The organism is Methylophilaceae bacterium, from assembly GCA_018398995.1.
GTDB lineage: Bacteria > Pseudomonadota > Gammaproteobacteria > Burkholderiales > Methylophilaceae.
In genome coordinates, this window is the sequence record CP073759.1 from 1540854 (window position 1) to 1563396 (window position 22543).

Consider the following 22543-nt stretch of genomic DNA (forward strand, 5'->3'; position numbering starts at 1 on the left):
CTTACGCTTGCGATTAACCTTTGAATTTTTTAGCTGTGCTAACTAGGATATTATTGGTTGGGAACAGTTTTAGTGCCTCGTTCCATACTTTTTTTGCCTCTTCTTGCAAGCCTTGCTTCCATAGAACCTCGCCTAAATGCGCTGATATCTCAGGATCTGGTTGAATACTGTGCGCCTTGCGTAAATATTCGATGGCTAATTCATAATTACCTAGACGATACTCCACCCAGCCTAAACTATCTAAAATATAGTGATCGTTTGGTGACAATTTATGCGCTGTTTGTATCAATATTTTGGCTTCATTCAAACGGATATTGCGGTCTGCAAAAGAGTAACCTAGCGCGTTATAGGCGGCGGCAAAGTCTGGTTGCAACTGAATCACTTTTCTCAATTCATTTTCCATTAAATCAAGTTTGCCAATACGCTCAGCTGCCATCGCATAGTCGTAAATTAATTGTGGTGTATTGGAGACAGTGTTTATTGTTTTTTCGATGAGATTAAACGCTTCTTGATGACGGTCCTCTTGTGCGAGCAGACTTGCTTGCGCCTGAGCAACAGTAATTTGTTGCATTGATGTTAATTCGTCTAATTTGTTTAACATGCTAATTGCCGCATCTGTGCCTTCTGTACGTGCAATTACGCTCGCAACAGCCAGTCTTGCATCTAAGAAATGGGGGTTATTTTTTGGTACTTGGTAATACCATTCCAATGCCTTGCTATCATTTTTTTTGCGCTCAGCAATAATGCCAAGATAAATATAAAGTTGTTCTGGATCTTTAAAATCATTATCCAGTGCTTGCTGTAGATATTGATTGGCCATGTCAAATTCATTTGCTTCTAACGACAACAATCCTACAACGGCGTTCGTGTCTGGATTGTCTTTTTCGATATCGGTCAGTTTAATAAACTCTGGCTTTGCTTCACTATAGCGCTTCAAACTGACGAGCAATTTGGCATAATCCATACGCACATTATTCGCCTGGGCGTTATTTTTTAGATATTGTTTGTAGAAAGTAATGGCTTTGTCTGAGGATTCTTGTCCTAATATTTGACCCTTTACTAATGCAGCAACCTCCCAATCAGGGCGTAATTTTATCGCAGTGGCAATGGCATTTTTAGCTATGATAGGGTCTTCTGCTAGCCAAGCTGCTTTTGCAACTGCAAAATGACCTTCAGCTGATGTTGGATAGGGCTCGGCTAAATTCTTGATAATAGCCAGGGTTTGTTTTTTGTCTGTTTGATTGCTGAGTAAATCATTGAGATATAAAAAAGTATTGCTGCGCGTATCATCTTTGCTGAGCAAATTTTTGATATGTGGCATTGCACTTTCAACATCACCCGTAGAAATCAACATTTGGCTGGATGCTTGTTGTGCCTCTAAAGATGAGGGATCAAGCTCTGCCCAAAGTGTTGTTGCATCTAGCGCAAGTTTTTGATGGCGACCATAAGCGGCCACTTTAGCCGCGCGTTCTGCTAAACGCGCATCTCTGGTTTTGTTGGCAAGGTCTAAAAATAGTTGGCTGGCTAAAGATAAGTCGCCACGCTGACCAGCCACTTCACCTAATAAGTATTTATAGATAAATTCTGGATTTGCGGTGGTGATGGTTGGGTTGGCTGCGCCATCTGCTTCTGCAAAGACAGAACCAATGCTGGCTATGGCTATGCACGTCATTAAAAATAATTTTTTCATGTTTTTCATTTTGCTAATATATTCAACACATTGAAATAAATGTCTTGTTTAGTCCGTGACAGTTCATACAAGTTCATCCATAATTAAAGGTTGTTGCGTATTTGGCTTTAAAAAGCAGCGCTTAATTAAACATACTATAACTTTTTGCATGAAACTTATCCAGCGATTTAGGTTCTGTGATTTTGTTTTATGCAATTAGGCATTAATAAAAAATATCGTGGATTAGACTTTATGAATCATTTTACAGTTGAAGCAATTGAATTAACGCGTCTTTATGGTGGGCGCGCTGCGGTCAGTAATGTGAGTTTCAATCTTGCCAAGGGTCAAGTATTGGGTTTTTTAGGTCCCAACGGCGCAGGTAAATCGACGACCATGAAAATGCTAACAGGCAATTTAGCACCAAGCTTAGGTAGCGTTAAAATTTGTGGGATTGATATGATGGAAAATCCCAAAGAGGCGAAAAAGCTCATCGGCTATCTGCCTGAAATGCGACCATTATATAAAGAGTTTACCGTAGACGAATATTTGACTATTGCGGCACGCTTACACAATGTGGAACGTAAGCAAATTAAAAAAGCAGTTGAAATTGCGAAAGAGCGTTGCGGTTTAGGACATATGAGTAAGCGCTTGATTGAAAATTTATCAAATGGCTATCAACAACGTGTTGGTATTGCACAAGCGATTATTCACAATCCTATGGTGGTGATTTTAGATGAGCCTACGGTTGGTTTGGATCCTGTACAAATCCGTGATATCCGTGCATTAATTAAAGAAATTGGGCAAGAGCATAGTGTGATTGTTTCTACTCATATTCTGCCAGAGGTTGAAATGGTATGTGATCATGTGCAAATTATTGATCAAGGAAAATTAGTATTCAATGGTGACATTGATGTGCTAAAACGCCAGCGGATGGGTAATAAATTATTAGTTGGTTTTAAACACTTACCCGAACTTGCTGTGTTAGCGCGTATTCAAGGTGTTGCTGAGGTGGAGATGGCCGACAATCATATGGTTCGCATTCGGATAGAAGATGGTGCTGAACCACATGAGGCAATTGTAGAGGCCGCAGTTAAAAATGGTTGGGGCTTGTATCAAATAGCGCCAGATCAAACGAGCTTAGAAGATGTATTTATTCAACTCACTTATCAAGAGAGTTCGCAAGAACAAGCTGCTTAAAGTGGCTGCTTTGGAGGAATTTGAGCATGGTTATTAGTATTGCAAGAAAAGAATTAAAGAGTATGTTTGCATCCCCAATGGGCTGGATTATTTTAGCGTTGCTAATGTTTGCATTTGGCACTTACTATTTAAATGGAGTCAATAATTACTTTGAAGTAATGTCTGGCGCTATTCGGCCTGCTGAGCGTTATGGTGTCACCCAGTTTGTTGGTCAAAATGTTTATGGTTTAGCGTCTTTCATTATGTTATTCGCAGTGCCATTACTATCAATGCGCTTGATTTCAGAAGAGCGCCGTAATCAGACCTTGCCATTCCTCTTTAGTGCGCCCTTATCAATTATCGAAATCGTGGTTGGTAAGTTTGTTGGTTTGATAACGTTTTTAAGTATTTTGATTATTTATATTGCTGTCATGCTTTCTACGCTTAATCTTTGGTCAGATATTGATTTTGGTTATATTGCCGCCAATTCTATTGGCTTGTTTTTATTGATAGCTAGTTTTTCCGCTTTAGGATTGTATTTTTCTAGCTTAACTTCGCAACCTGTTGTGGCGGCTATTTTTAGTTTTATTGCCTTGTTTGTGCTGATGATTTTAGATCGCTTTTTTGCTGGTGATCCCAGCAGTACAATGGCGCAACTTTCTTTTATGAAGCATTTTCAATCGTTTGCTGCTGGTTTAATTGACACAGCAGATGTTGTTTATTTTTTATTATTTATTCTTACTTTTTTAATTTTAACGATTCGTCGGCTAGATGCAGACCGTTTAAGAGGCTAATCAGGTTACAGTATGAAAATGAATCGCAGTTTAAAGCTCCAGATGCTGGCGCAAAGTTGGTTTTTTGTTATTTTATTCATCGCATTAGTGATCATTTTAGGTTTTCTTGCACACCAATATCGATACGCTGTTGATATTACCCAAGCCAACCGTAATCTTTTGACGCAAGGCAGTATTGAGGTGCTTGCGCAAATGAAAGATCCTGTGAATATTACGGTATTTGCTACAAACGATGATCCTAGTCGCGGCGATACGTTTCGTAAGGGAATGTTGGATTTTGTTGCTCGTTATCAGCGTGAGAAAAAAGACATTACACTCACCTTTATTAACCCAACTGAAGAGCCTAAACTGGTTCAAGAAGCCAATATTAAGCAAGATGGCGAAGTGGTAGTTGAGTATAACAAGCGGACTGAACATATTTTTCCGCCCATCGTAGAACAAGATATGACGAATCTGCTGGTTCGCTTGTCGCGCACGAACACCAAGCCAGTGATGTTTTTAGATGGTCATGGCGAACGCCACTTGCAGGGGATTAAAAACCACGATTTAGGCGAGTTTGGTAAACAGCTAGAAACAAAAGGGTTTAAGTTTGCTAATCCTGATTTGACGATTGCACAAGAAGTGCCAAGAAACGGTGCGATGTTGGTGATTGCCAGTCCGCAGGTGGATGTCAGTGAAGTTGAGGCCAAAAAAATTAAGGCCTACATCGAATCTGGCGGCAACTTATTGTGGTTGCTTGATGATGACAATCTGCGCGGACTGGATGAAGTGGCTGACTATTTAGGCATTCAAGTGTCTCCTGGTATTGTGGTTGATATGTCAGCTACTCAGTATGGTGCAGATGCGAAAGTTGCGTTCAATAGTATGTATGGCGATCATGCGATTACGCGTAACTTTCAGTTGCGTACCTTATTTCCTGAAGCACACGAAGTGGATGCGCAAGCCTCTTACGAGTTAGGTTGGAAGGTGGGCCGTTTGGTTGATGTTGCTCCCAATGGTTGGTTAGAGTCTGAAAGAATAGAGGCTGGGGTACAAAATAAAAAAGTCAGCTTTGATGTTGAGACAGATAAACGCGGTCCAATTAACGTTGGTATTACGTTGGAGCGCATCTACGGCAAAAAAGGTCAACGCGTGGTGGTCATGGGTAATGCTAATTTTCTCTCTAATACCTTTGTAACCAATGGCGGTAACCTTGATTTTGGTATCAATATTGTTAATTGGTTAGCTGGTGATGATGAGCTAATTACCATCCAACCAATGCCACTTAAAGATGCAAATATAGCCATACCGAGTACTGATGCTGGCCGCATGGTGGCATGGACGGTATTTCATGGTTTTCAGTTTTTCATTCCACTGGGCTTTGTCATTGCGGGTTTTTGGCTATGGTGGAGACGCAGAAAAGCTTAATAGTTAATTTCAATAGATTGCATAATAGACAATGAAAAAAAGATGGATATTGAACATCATCATGCTAGCCGTAGTGGCTGGCTTGGTTGCTTTTCTTTACTTAAGACCTCAAGCAGATGTTGAAGAAAAAGCCAATTATGAAGTTTCTCAGTTAAAACTTGCAGATATCCGCGCGGTTAAAGTTGAGTTTCCAGCAAAGTCGCCAGTGATGTTTGAGAAGTTGGACGGGTATTGGCTGATGAAAGCGCCATACAAACAGCGGGCTGATCAGCTATCAGTTCAGCGCATTTTGTCTATTATTGCAGCAAAAAGTGAATATAAATTTCCCATCTCAGATTTAGCTAAATTTGGTTTAGATAATCCATTGGTTCGAGTGACAATTACGAATGAAGGTGGTGAAGAAGTGTTTAGTTATGGTGCGTACAATACAGTGACTAATGAACAGTATATTGCTTACCAAGATGGCGTTTATTTACTAAGTGTGGGTTATTCAGAAGCAGCCAGTACGCAGCCAATTGAAATGGTGGATAAAAATATACTTTCACCTGCTGAGACTAAGCAATTGACAGGCTTTGACTTCTCGCTATTAGAGCAGTGGGAAGCGTTGCATTTGAATCTTGATATGGATAATAATGGTCAATGGAAAACCAATGTGGCAAAAGCTAAACCTACGCAAAACGATTTAAATGAGTGGTTGGAATTTAGCTGGAAACAAAACCCTGCAAAAGAGGTTGAAACCTATACACCAGATCGCAACGCAAGCTATCCTTCCTTGACGCTTAAAATGCGCAATGGTAAAAAAGTGCGTATTGAAAAAATGATGGAATCGCCAGAGTTGTTGTTGGCAAGACCTGATGAGGGATTAATTTATCACTATAATAATGACGTGGGTTTTACGATGCTCAATCCCCCACTTAATATCAAATAGCCTCGCTAAATGCCAGAATTGCCTGAGGTTGAGATAACGCGCCAAGGCTTGCTGCCACTTGTTGAGCAGAGAGTTAAAGCTGTTGTGATACGCAATCCGTCAATGCGCTGGCCCATCCCAGATCATTTACCTAATACCTTGAGTAATCAACGGCTAATGGGTTTAAAGCGCCGTGCTAAATATCTATTGGCTCACTTTGAAAATGGTACGTTGCTTATTCATCTTGGTATGTCTGGGCACATTACTTTGCTTGATAGAAACTACCCGCCAGAAAAACATGATCATTTTGATATTCAGTTTCATAATGGATACATATTACGTTTAAATGACCCAAGGCGATTTGGCGCTGTTTTATGGGCAGGCTCCAATCCAGATGACCATGTCTTATTGAAGGCGTTGGGGCCTGAGCCGCTAGAAGAAGGATTTAATGCAACATATTTGCGCCAGCAAATGTGCTCACGTCAGGCTGCTATTAAAAATACCATCATGGATGCGCATTTAGTTGTTGGTATCGGCAATATTTATGCAAATGAATCACTCTTCCGTGCCCGTATTCATCCAGAATGTCCCGCCAACCAACTGAGTCAACAAGCATGTGAGAAGCTTGTTATTGAAATTAAAGCCACATTAACAGATGCGTTGAAGGCTGGTGGTAGTAGTTTGCGAGATTTTATTGCTGTCAATGGAAAGTCTGGCTATTTTCAACAAAGCTATTTTGTTTATGGTCGTGCAAATCAACCCTGTAAAGTATGTGGCAATTGCATCAACAACATTAAGTTAGGACAACGGTCGACTTTTTATTGTCAAAATTGCCAGAAGTTAAAGGCGTAGATTCTTTCTGGTTTTTATTTGATTAGAACGCGCGCTTAGCTCTGGCGTATAAGCTAGTACTAAATTGCGTCCGCTATTTTTTGCTTTATACATTGCTTGATCAGCGTGGTTAAGTAATTCATCTATCGTATCGCCGATATCTGAAACGCCAAAGCTAGCAGTAATTGCAATATGGTTCTGAAGAGGAAGCGCAATAGACATTCCTGCAATTATTTTTCTCAATGTTTCAGCAGTGTGCATTGCTTTTTTGAGATTGAGATTGGGGAGCAGCATCGCAAACTCTTCACCGCCTAATCGACAACAAACATCTGAAGATCGTAGGTTCTTAATCAGTAATGATGCGATGCGTTGTAGTGCAATATCACCAGCGATATGCCCATAAGCATCATTTATTTTTTTAAAGTAGTCGATATCAAAAGTCACTAGGCAAACAGGCAATGCATGTATTTGACATGTTGTGAGTATCTTTGGTGCCATTTCAAAGAATGCCCGGCGATTATTTAAACCAGTTAATACATCTGTATGCGCAAGAATTCTAGTTTTCTTAATTGATTTCCTTAATTCATAAGCCAACTCGAAATGGTCAGTCAATATTTTTTGAGACAAATGGCTGGTGCTAAGGCAACCAAAAAACATAAAGCAGGCAGTAATGCCAAGCCAAAATGTTTCATGTGCGTTATATGTCAGTAGCGAGATGATAATTGGCATAAAAAAAAGGCAGACTGTACCCATCTGCAGATAACGAATTTTTCTGTACCAAGAAGTGGATGCTGAGCCAAGGCCAATCGAGAAAATACTGACAATAAAAAGAACGTTTATATTATCGTTTGGCAGGATAATTAGTAGACCAATACTCCAATTAACAACAACAGCAAATAAAGAGATGGCATAGGGCGCTTCCCATTTGAGCGTTTGTGAACCATTTACCACTCTGTTTTCAAAAGCAATCATTAAACAAACGCGCAGCAAAGACAGGGAAATGGTAATGCATAACCAAGTTAATAGTGCTATGTGATTCACGCTCTGCCAAAGTGTTGCGACCAGACAAATACCAATAACCCCACTAAGGATGGCGGGAGTCAAACTATTTAAATAAAGTAGCCTTATTTTTTTGGCGAGAATATATTGTTCTTTTGCATCCACTTTGTTTTATTCTTTTTAATTTGTAGAGAAAAATGCACCATCTTTTTTATAAATTTACCATAACTAATGATAGGTCTATCTAATGGAATAGATTAAATTAAGTTGATTAAAAGCGTGTTATTAACTTAGAAAGATGAAGACAATAAAAGCAGATTGAGAAATGACCACAGTGATTAAGCTGGCTGTGAATATTTTTTGCCATTTAATTTGTTGCTCTTGTACTTTGATTAATGCGTTAATTTCTGCCCGCAAGGGAGATGTTTGCTCCTCATTTGTTTGCTGGGTTAGAAATTGGTATGCAAGACGTGGCATTTCTGGCGCAGTTTTAAGGATAAAAGGCAATTCGTCTTTGATTGATTTTGCTATCTTACGCCAACCTAATTGTTCACTCATCCATCGTTTTAGAAAAGGGCGTGCAGTCTGCCATAAGTCAATATTTTCATCCAAGTCACGACCTAGACCTTCGATGTTGAGTAAAGTTTTTTGTAGCATAATCAGTTGCGGTTGTATGATAACCCCAAAGCGGCGTGACATTTGAAATAGACTCAGCAAAGTGCGGCCAAACGAAATGTCTTTTAATGGCTTGTTGAAGATAGGTTCGCAAATTGCACGAATTGCAATTTCTAACTCTTCTTTATTAGTGTCTTTTGGTACCCAGCCAGAATCGATATGTGCTTGCGCAACATCTTGATAGTCTCGGTTAAAAAAAGCCAAAAAATTACGGGCTAGATAATACTTGTCTGCCTCGTTGAGGTTACCCATAATGCCAAAATCCAACGCAATATAATTGCCGTCGTCTGTCACTTGAATATTGCCTGGGTGCATATCTGCATGAAAGAATCCATCACGGAAAACTTGTGTGAAAAATATATCCACACCATCATGCGCCAGCTGTGACAGGCTGATATTTTTGGCTAATAATGTTTTTTTGTCTCGTATCGATGTGCCATGCATACGCTCCATTGTCATGACGGATGTGCGACAGTAGTCCCAGTAAACATCAGGGATTAAAAGTGGTTTATTGCGTTTATGCAGACCAAAATTACGTTTTAATTGCGAGCAATTAGCCGCTTCTAAAGTTAGGTCTAATTCATGTTTTGTATGTCGGGAAAACTCATTAACAATCTCCAGCGGCTTTAAACGTTTACTCTCGCTAGAGATGCATTGAATTAACCATGCCAGCGACTTTAGAATGGATAAGTCTTGTTCAATCACTTTGTCAATATTAGGACGCAATACTTTTACTGCTACTTCTTCACCGCTGATTAAACGAGCAAAATGAACTTGTGCGATAGATGCACTAGCAACACAATTTTCATTAAACTCTGCGTAAATTGCATCAAGCGGCTGATTAAATGCCGTTGTGATGGTTTTTTCTATTTCTGCATAGGCAATTGGAGGGACTTGGTCTTGAAGTTTTGCTAACTCATTGGCAACATCTTCTGGCAATAAATCCCTGCGCGTAGACAATACTTGACCAAACTTTACAAAAATAGGACCAAGCTTTTCTAAGGCTAGGCGTAAACGCACCCCACGTGCTAACGTCTTGCTACGCCAAAAAAGACAGAGTTTAACGAACGAAAGTAAAGGCTGAAACCCATTTGTTTGATGAATGAATTCGTCAAGACGAAACCAAAGGACTACCCAGATAATGTAAATTAGACGAAGGTAATGCATCTTAATATAAACCGCTTTCTTGAACCATTTTCTTTAGTTTTTCTAGTTTTTTCTGTAAACGGGCAAAGTCGCTACGTATCGTATCGACGTCGGCATTAAACTGTTCAACTTGCCATTTTTTGGCCAATATGGGTTTTTCTTCTTGCCAGTATTCGGTCAGCATTTCTGCTATATTTATTGCTTGCTGTTTGGCTATCGTTGCTGTTTTTTTACTCAATGAGGCAATTTTGTTGGCAGGAATATCACCCACTAGCTTGCTCATGTCTTCTTCAATGTCCCAACGCATGTGTTGCAAGATTTTGCTTAGCTCAGAAGCTAAGTGCATATCACCTTCAATTTTGATAAGCATTTTTGCGGCCTCATCCTTAGCCAAAAGGCGCAAAGCAAGACTTGGTGGAATATGAATAATTGCATCAGCAATTGCATTGTTACTTGCAATACCCAAGCTGCCATCTTCTAAAATAAGCAAACTGGTTGAGATAAAGGCAATATTAAACTGTACAACTTTGCCAGAAAAGGCGAGTAAATGCTGTCTGGACCAATTATTTTGGTTGGTTATATGTTGTAAAAATGCAGCGGCTAGTGGTTTAAACATAGGCAGTTAGTTAAACTTTATAGCCCTTATGCAAGGCGACAATGCCAGCGCTTAAATTGTAATAGTCCACCTTGCTCAAGCCAGCGTCTGTCATCATTTGTTTGAGTGTTTCTTGGTCAGGGTGCATGCGAATAGATTCTGCCAAGTATTCATAACTTTGTGCATCGTTGGCAATGAGCTTTCCCATAAAGGGCAACAATTTAAAAGAGTAAGCATCGTAGATTTTATTTAAGGGTGCCCATACTGTTGAGAACTCAAGCACCAATAACCGACCGCCCACTTTAAGCACACGGTACATTTCTTTTAATGCTTGCTCTTTGTGTGTCATGTTACGCAAACCAAAAGCAACAATAACACAATCAAAGGAATGATCTGCAAACGGCAGAAACTCTGCATTACATTGTGCGGCAGGCACTTGAAGGCCAGCATCCACCATATTATCACGACCAACTGCCAGCATGGAGGCATTAATATCTGTCAGAATAACTTGACCTGTAAGCCCCACTTTTTGACTAAAAAGCTTAGATAAGTCACCGCTACCACCTGCAATGTCAAGCACGCTATCGCCAGCTTTGACGCCACTGGTATTGACTGTAAAACGCTTCCACAATCGATGCATGCCAGCTGACATTACATCATTCATGATGTCATATTTTTGCGCAACCGAATGAAAAACTTCACCTACTTTTTTCTGTTTTTCTGCCTCTTTAACAGACTGGAAGCCAAAATGTGTTTCTTTGTCGCTCATCTCATTTCCTTTTAGGCTGTTGGCTTTCTTTGATGGCCGGCGGCATCTAATTTACCAATATACTCTAACCACAGCGCTTCATAATGCTCTGCTAAATAATACAAATAGTCCCATGAATATAAACCAGTATCATGGCCATCTGTGAAGATGAGTTTAATTGCATAATTACCAACAGGCTCAATTGCCGTGATATTGACGTCCTCTTTGCCAATTTGTAACACTTCTTGTCCTGCGCCATGGCCTCTCACTTCTGCTGACGGAGAGTAAACGCGTAAAAACTCACATGACAATTTGCACTCGGTATTGTTATCAAATTTGATTTCTAACAGTTTAGAACTTTGGTGCAATTTGATATCTATTGGATTAGGCGTGTTAGCATCTAGACCGCTCATGGTTATTTTACCGTAATGTGTTGAATTAAATAGAATGATAGCAGAACATTGTACGGCAAGTTTGTATTGCACATGTTTATGTACCATCATTCTTGGTCAGCTCCATTTGTCGCGGAAAAGCTACCGTTTGTCAGAATCTAGATGGGATGCGGCTGAAAAGGGGTGGTATCGATTGAATTTATTGACCGTCATGATAGAGTGGTAATGATAATAAAGCCAGTTAAGGATATTCATTATGGCAGATACTAATTTAGAAAGTCATCTAGGCGCCTATTCTGAATGGAGAGCTGGGCTTGTTGATAGCATCGGCGATTACCGTAATTGGCTGAACGAGCAGGATCTAAACGAGGCGCAAATCGATCAGCGTATCAATACATTACTAGCACGTCTTAATGAGGATAAGCTGACTGTGGCCTTTGTTGCTGAGTTCTCTCGCGGTAAATCTGAACTTATTAATGCCATCTTCTTTGCTGAGTACGGGCAGCGCCTGCTGCCCTCAAGTGCTGGGCGCACCACGATGTGCCCAACTGAGCTGCTGTATGATGCCTCAAAGCCGCACGCCATTCAGTTGCTCCCTATCGCTACCCGTGCATTTGATGCAAGCACCACAGAGTATAAACGTTATCCTGAAGAGTGGACGGTTATTGAATTCGATATTAATTCGAGTGAAAGTATGGCCACTGCTTTCGAGCAGGTGAGTCAGAAAAGGTATGTGACAATTGAAGAGGCAGAAAAATACAAGCTGTTTGATGCAAGTAGTGATGATGATGCATTGAATATCAATGAGGATGGTTTAATAGAGATTCCATGTTGGCGTTATGCTGTCATCAATCTACCGCACCCGCTATTAGAAAAAAGGCTTGGTTATTTTTGATACTCCTGGCTTAAACGCGATTGGCACTGAGCCAGAACTAACTCTAAATATGCTACCCAATGCGCACGCTGTTTTATTTGTATTAGCAGCAGATACGGGTGTCACCAAATCTGAAATTGAGATTTGGCGCCAATATATATGCGATACGCGCTGGAAACAAAAAGGCCGCATTGCTGTATTGAACAAAATTGATGGTTTATGGGATGCACTTAAGACCGAGTCTGAGGTTGAAGCAGAATTGATTCAGCAGGTTGATATCACATCTGATCTATTGGGGTTAGATAAGCAATATATTTTTCCTGCTTCTGCGCAAAAAGGGTTGTTAGCAAAAATTAATCATGATGAAGCATTGCTGGCGCGCAGTCGATTAATGGCATTGGAGCACGCACTGTCAGAGAAGCTGATTCCATCCAAAAAAGCCATTTTGTATGACAATGTGCAGGGTGAAGTTGACGATATTGTGAACAATGCCAATATGATTTTACAAGCACGTTTGTCTGGCATTATTGAGCAGATTGAGGAATTACGTGGTTTACGTGGCAAAAATGAAGATGTAGTCGAACATATGATGACTAAGGTCAAGCAAGATAAGGAGAACTTTGAAAAAGGGTTGCAGCGTTTTCAGGCCTTAAGAAGTGTATTTTCACAGCAAACAAACAAACTATTTACTTTGCTTGGCATGGATGCGCTGAAGCTTAAAGTGCATGATACCCGCCATAAAATGGTTTCTGCTAAATTCACTAAAACCATGCGTGATGCAACTGACAGTTTTTTTGACGATTTAAAGACGCGATTGGTTGCTTCAGATGCGCAAATTAGTGAAATTAAAACCATGATGGATGTGATGTATGAGAAGTTTTCTAAAGAACATGGACTCCTTAAATCTGAGCCGCCAGTGCTTTCAACGCTACGTTATCAGAAAGAGTTGGCAAAACTTGAGCTTGCATACAAAGAGCAATTTAACACCACCTTTAACATGATTATGCATGAGAAGGTCAATTTAACCACTATGTTTTTTGGTACGCTGGCTAATCGTGTTGTGCATGTGTATGAAGTGGCTAATCGAGATGTTGAACATTGGCTGAAAGCGGTTATTTCACCAATGGAATCTCAAGTGCGCGAACATCAATTACAACTGCGGCGTCGTTTAGAAAGTATTAAGCGCATTTATAAAGCGACTGATACGTTAGAAGAGCGAATTCTAGAGCTTGAAACAATAGAGAACAATATCCGTATACAAATAGATGATTTGCAGCTTTTAAAGCAGCATATCGTTAATGCTTTAACGTTTGAAAGTCTTTTGTTATCAGAAGCAGCGTAAGCCGGATAATGTTAAAAAAATAGCCGCGTTCAGCGGCTATTTTATTGCGCTCGTCTGTTAATTAGAGGCTAGCATTGATTTCTTTACGTTCTGCATGGCTTTTTGCTCAATCTGGCGAATACGTTCAGCAGAAACACCAAACTCTCCAGCTAAGTCATGTAGCGTGCTGTTATCTTTTTCGTTTAACCATCGCGCTTCTAAAATGCGTCTGCTTCTGTCATCAAGGCTATCTAAAGCATGACTTAATGCGCTTGATTGTAAACGCTCATTTTGTTCATTTTCTAAGAAATCTGAAGGCTCTAGTGTGTCAGCTTCAAGATAGGCAAGCGGACTATACGAATCATCTTCATCCGCATCGACAGGCATATCTAAAGAAATTTCTTGCCCATTTAAACGGTATTCCATTTCCATTACTTCTTCTGGCTTTACATTAAGCTTGGCTGCAATCGCTGCGACTTCATCAGGATTGAGCGTGCTGTTGCTATTTTTCATGCTACGTAAATTAAAAAATAATTTGCGCTGGGCTTTTGTTGTTGCTGTTTTCACTAAACGCCAATTGCGAATCACATATTCATGGATCTCTGCTTTAATCCAATGAATCGCAAACGAAACCAAGCGAACACCATGGTCTGGGTCAAAACGTTTTACCGCCTTCATTAAGCCAATATTACCTTCTTGAATAAGATCACTTTGCGGTAATCCGTATCCCACATAACCACGGGCAATTTTTGCGACAAGCCTTAAATGTGAAACAATCAGCTTTTGCGCCGCTTCTAAATCATTAAATTTCTTTAAACGTGTGGCGTACTCATATTCTTCCTCTGCGGTGAGCATAGGAAAGGCTTTAATAGTACGCATGTATTGATCGTAACTATCTAGCGATGAAATTGAAGGCAATGTTAAAGCGGTAATGATTCTACTCCTTATTAAACTTGTTAATATAAATCTTATTTTAGCACTCTTGGTATGAGAGTGCTAGTGCTGGCAAAAGTTGCAATTAGTGCTTAATTAATCGATTTGAATAGAGACTTAGAAACGGCAATATAGGCAGAAACAAGGCCAATAGTCATGGCGGTAATGCCACTGACTAAAAAGACACTCATACCTGGTAAATGTAAGCTAAAGTCTGTTTGGTATTCTATCGCTAATGCATGGATGGATAAGTTCAATAGCCAAATCACCATAGCAGTAATCATCATGGCAAATAGAGTGCCAATAACAGCATAGATAGCACCTGAGTATAAAAAAGGCCGTCTAATAAAACTGTGGGTTGCGCCAATAAGTTGACTCACCTCAATCTCATCTTGTTGGGTGAGTATTTGCATGCGAATGGTATTACCTATCACAGTAAACAAAGCAAAGCCTAGTAACATGGCAAGCACAAACAAAGCTTTTTTGCCAAGAGCAAGTAAATAACCTAGCCGTTTAAGCCAAGCATCGTCCACTTGTACATGCTCTACACCATCAAGCTGACTAAGCTCATCTTTTAGCTGCTGGATAATCGCTGTATCTAATAAATTGGGTTCAATAAAAAAAGCATCGGGCAGTGGGTTTTCCGACAGTGTGCTCAGGACATCATGATTATTATTGTCGAGCATTAATTGCGTGAGCGCATCTGCTTTGGATACAAAGTGAAATTGTTTGATGGCTTCTCGGGTGGCTAAGGTGTTGTGGATGCTATCAATCATTGTTGGCGTTGCGTCTGTGTTTAAGAATAAACTTAAATGAGCGTCACTTTTAATTGCATTTACAAGGCCGCTAAAACTGCTCAACACGAGATAGACAATCATCGGCAAAGCGAGACTGACTGCAATGGTGAATGTAATGAATAAATGGCCCAATAGATTGTTTTTGAAGCGCGTAATAACCAATCTTAGCGCTTGGGAATGGTGCGTTAGCCAAGCGTTCATGAGGTTGTTGCCTGTGTCGTTACTAATCTGCCGTGATCTAAACGCAGCAGTTTATGGTTGTGGCCTGTTGTTCCTAAAGCATCATGCGTGGCGATAATCACAGTGACGCCTACTTGTTGAAACGCGCTAAATAGATCAAGTATGTCAGTTGCGTAATTTTTATCTAAATTACCTGTTGGTTCATCTGCAATCAAAATAGATGGCCGAGAGACCACTGCGCGCGCTATGGCTAGACGTTGCTGTTCTCCACCAGAGAGCGTAATTGGCATGACTTTTTCTTTATGTAATAAACCGACTTTGTCTAGTGCAGCACGAACGCGTTTTGCCGCATCAGCACCAGTAATACCATTGATGGCTAACGGTAATGCAACGTTGTGGTAGCAATTACGGTCGTAAAGTAACTTATGGTCTTGGAAAACGAGCCCAAATTTCCTGCGAATATAAGGTAATGCAGCGTCACGTAGTTGACTAACATTTTGATTATTAATGAGAACGGTACCGTTGGAGGGACGCTCAATGGCGGCAACGAGCTTGAGCAAGGTGCTTTTACCAGCGCCAGAATGGCCGGTGACATAAACCATTTCTCCTTGCGCTATGTTAAAGCTTGCATTGCTTAAGGCTTCTTGGCTACCAGGATAGCGCTTAGTTACGTTATCAAAAACAATCATTGATTCATCAAGCTCACTATTGTCATATGAATATTATAGGTCATTCATCAAACAGCGCATCGATAAATTCTTTGGCGCTAAATGGACGTAAATCGTCTATTCCCTCTCCAACACCGATATAACGAATAGGAATGGGCCTTGCTTCTGCAATCGCAGCAACGACACCACCTTTAGCCGTGCCGTCTAGTTTACTTAAAATCAAGCCGGTCACACCAAGTGCGTCATCAAATGTTTTAACTTGACTAACTGCATTTTGACCTGTGTTGGCATCGAGCACTAATATGACTTCGTGAGGTGCACCCGGATGGGCCTTATTAATGACGCGCTTGACTTTAGCAATTTCATCCATCAGATGCATTTGTGTTGGTAGCCGACCTGCTGTATCGGCAATGACAATATCAATTTTTTTGGAGATGGCAGAACTAACCGCATCAAAAATAACGGCGGCTGGATCAGCGCCTTCAGATGCCACAACATGGACATTGTTACGCTCACCCCATACTTGTAGTTGCTCTCTGGCGGCTGCTCTAAATGTATCGCCAGCAGCGATTAAAACAGATTTTCCTTGCGATTGAAATCGCTTAGCGAGTTTGCCAATAGAAGTCGTTTTACCAGCACCATTCACGCCTGCCAGCATAATAACAAAAGGTGTATCTGTGTGTGTTTCTAATGGGATTTCCAACGGTGATAATATGGCAAGCAATTCAGATTTAAGTGCGCTTTTTAATGCAACTGTATCTTCTAAACGTTCTTTCTTTACGCGTGATTTTAGCTTGTCTAACAGTTTCTCTGTCGCGGCAATACCAACATCGGCAGTCAATAAAATAGACTCAAGCTCTTCATAAATTGCATCGTCAATTTTGCCACCATTCAATAATATACTGAGCTGGCCACCCAATTGTTGACGCGTTTTGCTCAAGCCTTGTTTAAGGCGCTCAGCAAAGCTTAATTTAGATTCAGGAAGATTAGCTTCAAGGGTGGGAGGGCTAGAGACAGGCCGATTATCAGACGTATTGATATCTTGCTCTTTGGCTGTGTTGTCTGCCAATGCTTGTTTTTGCTTTTTATCTTTTTTGAAGAAATCAAACATAGTAACTATCTTATCAAGTTGCTTTCATGATTGTTTAAATTTGTAGCTAAGTAAAAACTGATAGCCAAATGGATGCTATTAATGCTGTGATTATAGATTAATTGGCTATATTTAGCTAAAGAACGCATACAATGTCTTTTGCTTTGAACTTGCTGAAGCGATTGAGGGTCACACAACATCATTAACAATTTGGTCTATCATTGTCTATGACATAACAATGTGTATGACTAAACAAGTTTGTGTAATATTAAAGACTATCTGGAGAAAAATAAATTGTTGATAAAAGCTTTATTAGTATTGGTACTTATCAGTCCTGCGCTTGGTTTGGCAGAAACAGCTACGCAAGAATATTTGTTAGATAATGGTTTAAAGCTGATTGTCAAAGAAGACCATCGCTCGCCAGTGGTTGTGTCACAAGTTTGGTATCGGGCAGGTGCATTAGATGAGGTAAATGGTAAAACTGGTGTAGCGCATGTGCTAGAGCATATGATGTTTAAAGGCACAAAGAAAGTGCCAGCAGGTCAGTTTTCTAGAATGATTGCGGCAGCCGGGGGTAAAGAAAATGCATTTACAGGCATGGACTATACTTGCTATTTTCAACAGTTAGAAAAATCGCATTTGCCGCTTTCTTTTAAGTTAGAGGCCGATAGAATGGCTAATTTAATCATCAGTAAAGAAGAGTTTGCAAAAGAGATAAAAGTGGTCATGGAAGAACGCAGATGGCGCACAGAAGATAAACCACAATCGAAAGTGAATGAGCAGTTTCAAGCATTAACCTACAGAGCCCATCCATACGGACGACCAGTAGTCGGTTTTATGAACGATTTAGAGAACATGACTGCATCAGATGCCCAAGAATGGTACGACAATTGGTATGCGCCCAATAATGCAACGGTGGTGGTGGTTGGGGATGTTAAGGCCAAAGAGGTGTTGGCATTGGCTAAGCAATATTTTGGACCGCTGAAGCCAAAAGCCTTGCCAGTACGTAAACCGCAAGTTGAGCCAGCACAAATTGGTGTGCGTCGCGCAGTGATTAAAGCACCAGCCAAGTTACCATACTTGGCAATGGGTTTTCATACCCCAACTTTAAACAGTGAAACAACACCAGAAAATGCGTGGGAGCCTTATGCATTAGATGTGCTTGCAGGTGTATTAAGCGGAAACGCTTCTGCGCGATTGAACCAAACGCTGGTGCGAGAAACAGCATTGGCGATTGAGGTCGATGCTGGCTATGACAGTGCTAATCGTGGGCGTACATCACTATTTGAATTGGTAGGCGCTCCTTCGCAAGGTAAGACAGTGCAAGCGCTTGAGCAGGCACTATTGCTTGAAATTGATAAAATTAAAAAAGATGGCGTTACGCAACAAGAGCTGAATCGCGTCAAAGCAGCAGTGATTGCAGCAGATGTTTACGAGCGTGATTCCATGTTTTATCAAGGTATGCAAATCGGACAGCTGGAAACCATGGGCTATGACTGGCGCTTATCAAAAGAATACCCAGAAAAGTTGAAAGCCATTACCTCCGAACAAATTCAGGCAGTCGCTAAAAAGTATTTGATTGAAGACAATATGACCGTTGCCACATTGGATCCGCAGCCCATTGATCCGAATGCAAAGCCTGTTGGTATACCCCATACACACTAAGCTAAATAGCACGTATGCACCGCGTATTTCGTGGTTGCGTTGTTAAAATTGGCTTAGGTTTTTTGATAGTGAAGATATTTTTTTAAGGTGTAGTATGAAGACATTTCATTTTTTTATTTTGTTAATCACCAGTGTCATTGCAAGCACTAGTCATGCGGCGGTGAATATAGCGCATTGGCAAACCAGTGTTGGCAGTCGTGTTTACTTTGTTGAAAATCATGATTTACCTATTATCGATATGAGTGTTGGGTTTCCTGCAGGCAGTGCGCGTAATACGAGTAATACTGCAGGTTTAGCTGAGATGACATTACATATGATGAGTCTTGGCGCGGCCGGTATGGGGGAGGAAGATATTACCAATGCATTTGCTGATATTGGTGCTCAAACTGGCGGTTCTTTGGATGCAGATCAGGCATCGTTTACGTTGCGCACACTCACCAGTGAGCAAGATCAAGCCTTACATGTTTTTAAGAAAATATTGCATCAACCCGATTTCCCTGTGGATGTGTTGGCGCGCGAAAAGTCGCGCTTTGTTGCGGGCTTACAAGAGGCGGAAACGCAACCTGAAAGCATTTCAAAAAAAGTGTTTATGCAAGCGTTATATGGATCGCATCCTTATGGCATAGCCGAGGGCGGTGAAGTGAACAGCATTAATGCAATCGAACGTGAAGCATTGCAAACTTTTTATCAGCAACATTACAGTGCAAAAAGTGCTGTCATTGCATTGATGGGAGATATGACAAGAGCGCAAGCAGAGTCTATTGCCGAACAACTGTCAGTGGGCCTTCCGCAAACACCAGCTGTTCAAGCGCTACAGTCAGTTAATTTGCCTCAGAAAGCAATTAAGCAAGTGATTCCACATCCCGCAAGCCAAGCCCATATTTTGATGGGTTATCCTGGTATTAAGCGCAGTGACCCGGATTACTTTCCACTTTATGTTGGTAACTACATTTTAGGCGGTGGTGGTTTTGTGTCTAGACTTACAGAGGAGGTGAGAGAAAAGCGCGGACTTGTCTACAGCGTGTATAGTTATTTTATGCCAATGGCGGAGCAAGGGCCTTTTCTTATCGGCTTGCAAACCAAAAAAGAGCAAGCGGATGAGGCGTTAAATGTGGTGAATCAAACACTGACGCAATTCATGGAAAAAGGCATTACAGATGCCGAATTAAAAGCGGCTAAATCTAATATTACTGGTGGCTTTCCAATGCGAATTGATAGCAACCGTAAGATTATTGGTTATCTAGCGATGATTGGTTTTTATCAATTGCCACTCACTTATTTAGATGACTTTAATCAAGCAGTGAACAAAGTCACTGCAGCGCAAATTAAAGCGGCATTTAATAAACGCTTACAATTGAATCAATTCGTTTCTGTGATTGTTGGTGCGCAAGAGTAGCAATAATCTCAGCCATCTGACGCCAGTTTTGTGGTCAAAAAAGTGTGTTGATGAAAAAAGTGTGTTGGTGAAAATCCGATTGACATAATAACGTCTGCGTATCTTTTAGCGACTATGATGCCCATTATTCTATTTTGCCATCACCAACTGTATCACTGACAAGTGGTGGCGAAACAAAGTAAGCAGTATTGCGCTAAAATAGCTGTTTACCATTAACGCTACATACTTTTTTGAAACAGTTTAGACCACCAAAAATGCAGGCAAAGAATACGGTGCGTATTGGCGCTGGCATATGGCGAAGCCGCTTACTTAAGTTTCCTGATGCAGAAGGCCTACGTCCGACCCCCGATCGCGTTAGACAAACAGTATTTAATTGGCTAGGACAAGATTTAACCAATCAGCATTGTTTGGATTTATTTGCCGGCACGGGCGTTATGGGCTTTGAAGCCTTATCGCGTCATGCTAAGTCTGCCACATTGGTGGAGTTAGCCAAAATGCCATATCAGGCATTGCTGCATAACCAGCGTGAGCTTAAAGCAACAAATGCACAGATTATGCAACTAGATGTTTTGCAGTTTTTAGCGGTTAATCAACAGCAGTATGACATTATTTTTTGCGACCCCCCGTATGCACATGGTTGGGTGGACAAAGTGTTGCCATTGCTGCGTCCACATTTATCACCAGAAGGGTGTGTCTATATAGAAGCAGAATATGGACTAACAGAACCAGTTGGATGGGATGTAATCAAGCAAGGTAAAGCAGGCAATGTATATTATCATTTGTTAAAATGTGACAAATAGTTAAGGCACAACCATGAAAAAATGCATAGCAGTATACCCAGGTACATTTGATCCGATTACCTTAGGACATGAAGATGTCGTTCGTCGCGCAGCCAATTTATTTGATGAAGTCATTGTCGCTGTCGCAGGTAGCACTACTAAAACCACACTCTTTAGCCTTGAAGAGCGGGTAGCTTTAGCAATAACAAGTTTTGATGCGCCCAATGTGAGAGTAGTTGGTTTTGCTGGTTTGCTTATGCAGTTTGTGCAAGACCAAGGTGCGCAAATGGTGATTCGTGGCTTGCGTGCGGCGAGTGATTTTGAGTATGAATTTCAGTTGGCGGGCATGAATCGTAAGCTGTATCCTAAATTGGAGACGATTTTTCTAACACCATCAGAGCAGTATATGTTTGTATCCTCTAGCTTGGTACGTGAAGTTGCTTATTTGGGTGGCGATGTGCATCAGTTTGTCTCGCCCAATGTTGAAAATGCGATTAAAAAGAAGCTAGGTTAATCGCACATGGCTTTAATGATTACCGATGAATGCATTAACTGTGACGTTTGTGAGCCAGTATGTCCGAATGATGCCATTTATCAGGGGCACACAATCTATGAAATTGATGCCAATTTATGCACAGAATGCGTTGGGCATTTTGATGAGCCACAATGCGTCACTGTGTGCCCAATTGATTGTATTCCGCTCAATCCCAATGTGGTAGAAACAAAAGAACAGTTATTAGCAAAATTTAAACGAATTGTCGGAGACTAGGGAGACGCTATGAGAATGTTACATACAATGTTGCGCGTGGGAGATTTGCAACGCTCTATCGATTTTTATACCAATGTATTAGGCATGAAATTGCTTAGACAACACGATTATCCCGACGGCGAGTTTACATTGGCTTTTGTTGGTTACGGTAATGAATATGATCATACGGTATTAGAGCTCACCTACAATTACGGAACAACCGCGTATGAAATGGGCAATGCCTTCGGACATATAGCAATTGAAGTTGCAGATGCCTATCAAGCATGCGAGTCAGTGAAAGCCAAGGGTGGAAAAGTGGTTCGCGAAGCAGGCCCTATGAAACACGGTACCATTGTGATTGCTTTTGTTGAAGATCCAGATGGTTATAAAATTGAATTTATTCAAAAAGGTACAATGACATATCCACGTTAAACAACCATGCGTGATCACAAAGCACAATTAATGCAAGCAGTCGCATTGGCGATAGACGGTGAATGGGATGCTGCCCATCAAATTGTGCAAGCGCATTCTGATGTTACGGCAAATTGGATACATGCACTGCTTCATAAAGTTGAAGGCGATGAGTGGAATAGCAATTATTGGTATCAAAAAACCGCTGGTAAACAATATACAGACTATGCAGACACTATCAGTGAACTAAACGCCATACAAGCCGTATTAAACGCTCATTAAAATGAATATAAAAAAAGCCTGCAGGGACAGGCTTTTTTTACTGGATAAGCTAATTGTTCG

At 40.8% G+C, this 22543-nt stretch carries 22 protein-coding genes and 1 pseudogene; 13 read left to right on the forward strand and 10 right to left on the reverse strand.

Going from position 1 to position 22543, the window contains the following annotated elements; all coding sequences use genetic code 11:
- Positions 1–13: 13 nt before the first annotated feature.
- Positions 14–1699, reverse strand: coding sequence for a tetratricopeptide repeat protein (locus KFB94_07915; GenBank protein ID QVL45180.1), 1686 nt, complete (start codon positions 1697–1699; stop codon positions 14–16).
- 222 nt (positions 1700–1921) lie between these two features.
- On the opposite strand from KFB94_07915, the gene KFB94_07920 reads away from it, so the two are divergent.
- From KFB94_07920 to mutM, 5 genes are read left to right on the forward strand one after another with little or no spacing between them, the layout of a single operon-like run.
- Entirely contained in the window at positions 1922–2866 is a 945-nt protein-coding gene (locus tag KFB94_07920; protein ID QVL45181.1) for an ATP-binding cassette domain-containing protein, read from the forward strand.
- Positions 2867–2892: 26 nt separating this feature from the next.
- Positions 2893–3639 carry an ABC transporter permease subunit gene (locus tag KFB94_07925; protein ID QVL45182.1) on the forward strand — a complete coding sequence of 249 codons (747 nt, stop codon included), beginning with the start codon at positions 2893–2895 and terminating at the stop codon, positions 3637–3639.
- 12 nt (positions 3640–3651) lie between these two features.
- Positions 3652–5046 (forward strand): GldG family protein, encoded by a 1395-nt coding sequence (locus tag KFB94_07930; GenBank protein QVL45183.1) that lies wholly within the window; start codon positions 3652–3654, stop codon positions 5044–5046.
- 31 nt (positions 5047–5077) lie between these two features.
- Positions 5078–5974: a DUF4340 domain-containing protein gene (locus tag KFB94_07935; GenBank protein ID QVL45184.1), complete on the forward strand. Its 897-nt coding sequence runs from the start codon at positions 5078–5080 to the stop codon at positions 5972–5974.
- Positions 5975–5983: 9 nt separating this feature from the next.
- Complete coding sequence (gene mutM / locus KFB94_07940; GenBank protein ID QVL45185.1) at positions 5984–6805, forward strand: bifunctional DNA-formamidopyrimidine glycosylase/DNA-(apurinic or apyrimidinic site) lyase; 822 nt, start codon at positions 5984–5986, stop codon at positions 6803–6805.
- On the opposite strand, the gene KFB94_07945 is transcribed toward mutM, so the two are convergent.
- From KFB94_07945 to KFB94_07965, 5 genes are all read right to left on the reverse strand, one after another.
- Complete coding sequence (locus KFB94_07945) at positions 6794–7948, reverse strand: GGDEF domain-containing protein (protein QVL45186.1); 1155 nt, start codon at positions 7946–7948, stop codon at positions 6794–6796. The two genes, mutM and KFB94_07945, sit on opposite strands and share 12 nt — an antisense overlap.
- A 120-nt stretch (positions 7949–8068) precedes the next feature.
- Positions 8069–9625 (reverse strand): ubiquinone biosynthesis regulatory protein kinase UbiB, encoded by a 1557-nt coding sequence (gene ubiB / locus KFB94_07950; protein ID QVL45187.1) that lies wholly within the window; start codon positions 9623–9625, stop codon positions 8069–8071.
- A gap of 1 nt (position 9626) precedes the next feature.
- Positions 9627–10220 (reverse strand): SCP2 sterol-binding domain-containing protein, encoded by a 594-nt coding sequence (locus tag KFB94_07955; protein QVL45188.1) that lies wholly within the window; start codon positions 10218–10220, stop codon positions 9627–9629.
- Positions 10221–10230: 10 nt separating this feature from the next.
- Positions 10231–10968: a bifunctional demethylmenaquinone methyltransferase/2-methoxy-6-polyprenyl-1,4-benzoquinol methylase UbiE gene (ubiE, locus tag KFB94_07960; GenBank protein QVL45189.1), complete on the reverse strand. Its 738-nt coding sequence runs from the start codon at positions 10966–10968 to the stop codon at positions 10231–10233.
- Positions 10969–10979: 11 nt separating this feature from the next.
- Positions 10980–11360: a DUF971 domain-containing protein gene (locus KFB94_07965; protein QVL46630.1), complete on the reverse strand. Its 381-nt coding sequence runs from the start codon at positions 11358–11360 to the stop codon at positions 10980–10982.
- A gap of 235 nt (positions 11361–11595) precedes the next feature.
- Between KFB94_07965 and KFB94_07970 the strand changes: the two are divergent.
- A pseudogene (locus tag KFB94_07970) lies at positions 11596–13555 on the forward strand (dynamin family protein).
- 57 nt (positions 13556–13612) lie between these two features.
- On the opposite strand, the gene rpoH reads toward KFB94_07970, so the two are convergent.
- The 4 genes from rpoH to ftsY form a co-directional block, all read right to left on the reverse strand.
- Positions 13613–14470: an RNA polymerase sigma factor RpoH gene (gene rpoH / locus KFB94_07975; protein ID QVL46631.1), complete on the reverse strand. Its 858-nt coding sequence runs from the start codon at positions 14468–14470 to the stop codon at positions 13613–13615.
- Between the two features lie 89 nt (positions 14471–14559).
- A complete protein-coding gene (locus tag KFB94_07980; GenBank protein QVL45190.1) occupies positions 14560–15465 on the reverse strand; it encodes an ABC transporter permease in 906 nt (301 codons plus the stop codon).
- Complete coding sequence (gene ftsE / locus KFB94_07985) at positions 15462–16133, reverse strand: cell division ATP-binding protein FtsE (GenBank protein ID QVL45191.1); 672 nt, start codon at positions 16131–16133, stop codon at positions 15462–15464. The genes KFB94_07980 and ftsE overlap by 4 nt, the downstream gene beginning before the upstream one ends.
- Positions 16134–16173: 40 nt before the next feature.
- A complete protein-coding gene (gene ftsY / locus KFB94_07990; GenBank protein QVL45192.1) occupies positions 16174–17223 on the reverse strand; it encodes a signal recognition particle-docking protein FtsY in 1050 nt (349 codons plus the stop codon).
- A gap of 273 nt (positions 17224–17496) precedes the next feature.
- Here ftsY and KFB94_07995 point away from each other — a divergent pair, with 273 nt between their 5' ends.
- The 7 genes from KFB94_07995 (at position 17497) to KFB94_08025 (ending at position 22483) form a co-directional block, all read left to right on the forward strand.
- Positions 17497–18867, forward strand: a complete 1371-nt coding sequence (locus KFB94_07995; GenBank protein ID QVL45193.1) for an insulinase family protein — start codon at positions 17497–17499, stop codon at positions 18865–18867.
- A gap of 94 nt (positions 18868–18961) precedes the next feature.
- On the forward strand, positions 18962–20263 hold the full coding sequence (locus KFB94_08000) for an insulinase family protein (GenBank protein ID QVL45194.1): 1302 nt from the start codon (positions 18962–18964) through the stop codon (positions 20261–20263).
- A gap of 254 nt (positions 20264–20517) precedes the next feature.
- Complete coding sequence (gene rsmD, locus KFB94_08005; GenBank protein QVL46632.1) at positions 20518–21063, forward strand: 16S rRNA (guanine(966)-N(2))-methyltransferase RsmD; 546 nt, start codon at positions 20518–20520, stop codon at positions 21061–21063.
- A 13-nt stretch (positions 21064–21076) separates the two neighbouring features.
- Positions 21077–21556 carry a pantetheine-phosphate adenylyltransferase gene (gene coaD / locus KFB94_08010; GenBank protein ID QVL45195.1) on the forward strand — a complete coding sequence of 160 codons (480 nt, stop codon included), beginning with the start codon at positions 21077–21079 and terminating at the stop codon, positions 21554–21556.
- A 6-nt stretch (positions 21557–21562) separates the two neighbouring features.
- Positions 21563–21811, forward strand: coding sequence for a YfhL family 4Fe-4S dicluster ferredoxin (locus KFB94_08015; protein QVL45196.1), 249 nt, complete (start codon positions 21563–21565; stop codon positions 21809–21811).
- Between the two features lie 9 nt (positions 21812–21820).
- Positions 21821–22222, forward strand: coding sequence for a lactoylglutathione lyase (gene gloA, locus KFB94_08020; GenBank protein QVL45197.1), 402 nt, complete (start codon positions 21821–21823; stop codon positions 22220–22222).
- Between the two features lie 6 nt (positions 22223–22228).
- Positions 22229–22483 (forward strand): hypothetical protein, encoded by a 255-nt coding sequence (locus KFB94_08025; protein QVL45198.1) that lies wholly within the window; start codon positions 22229–22231, stop codon positions 22481–22483.
- Positions 22484–22543: the final 60 nt, after the last annotated feature.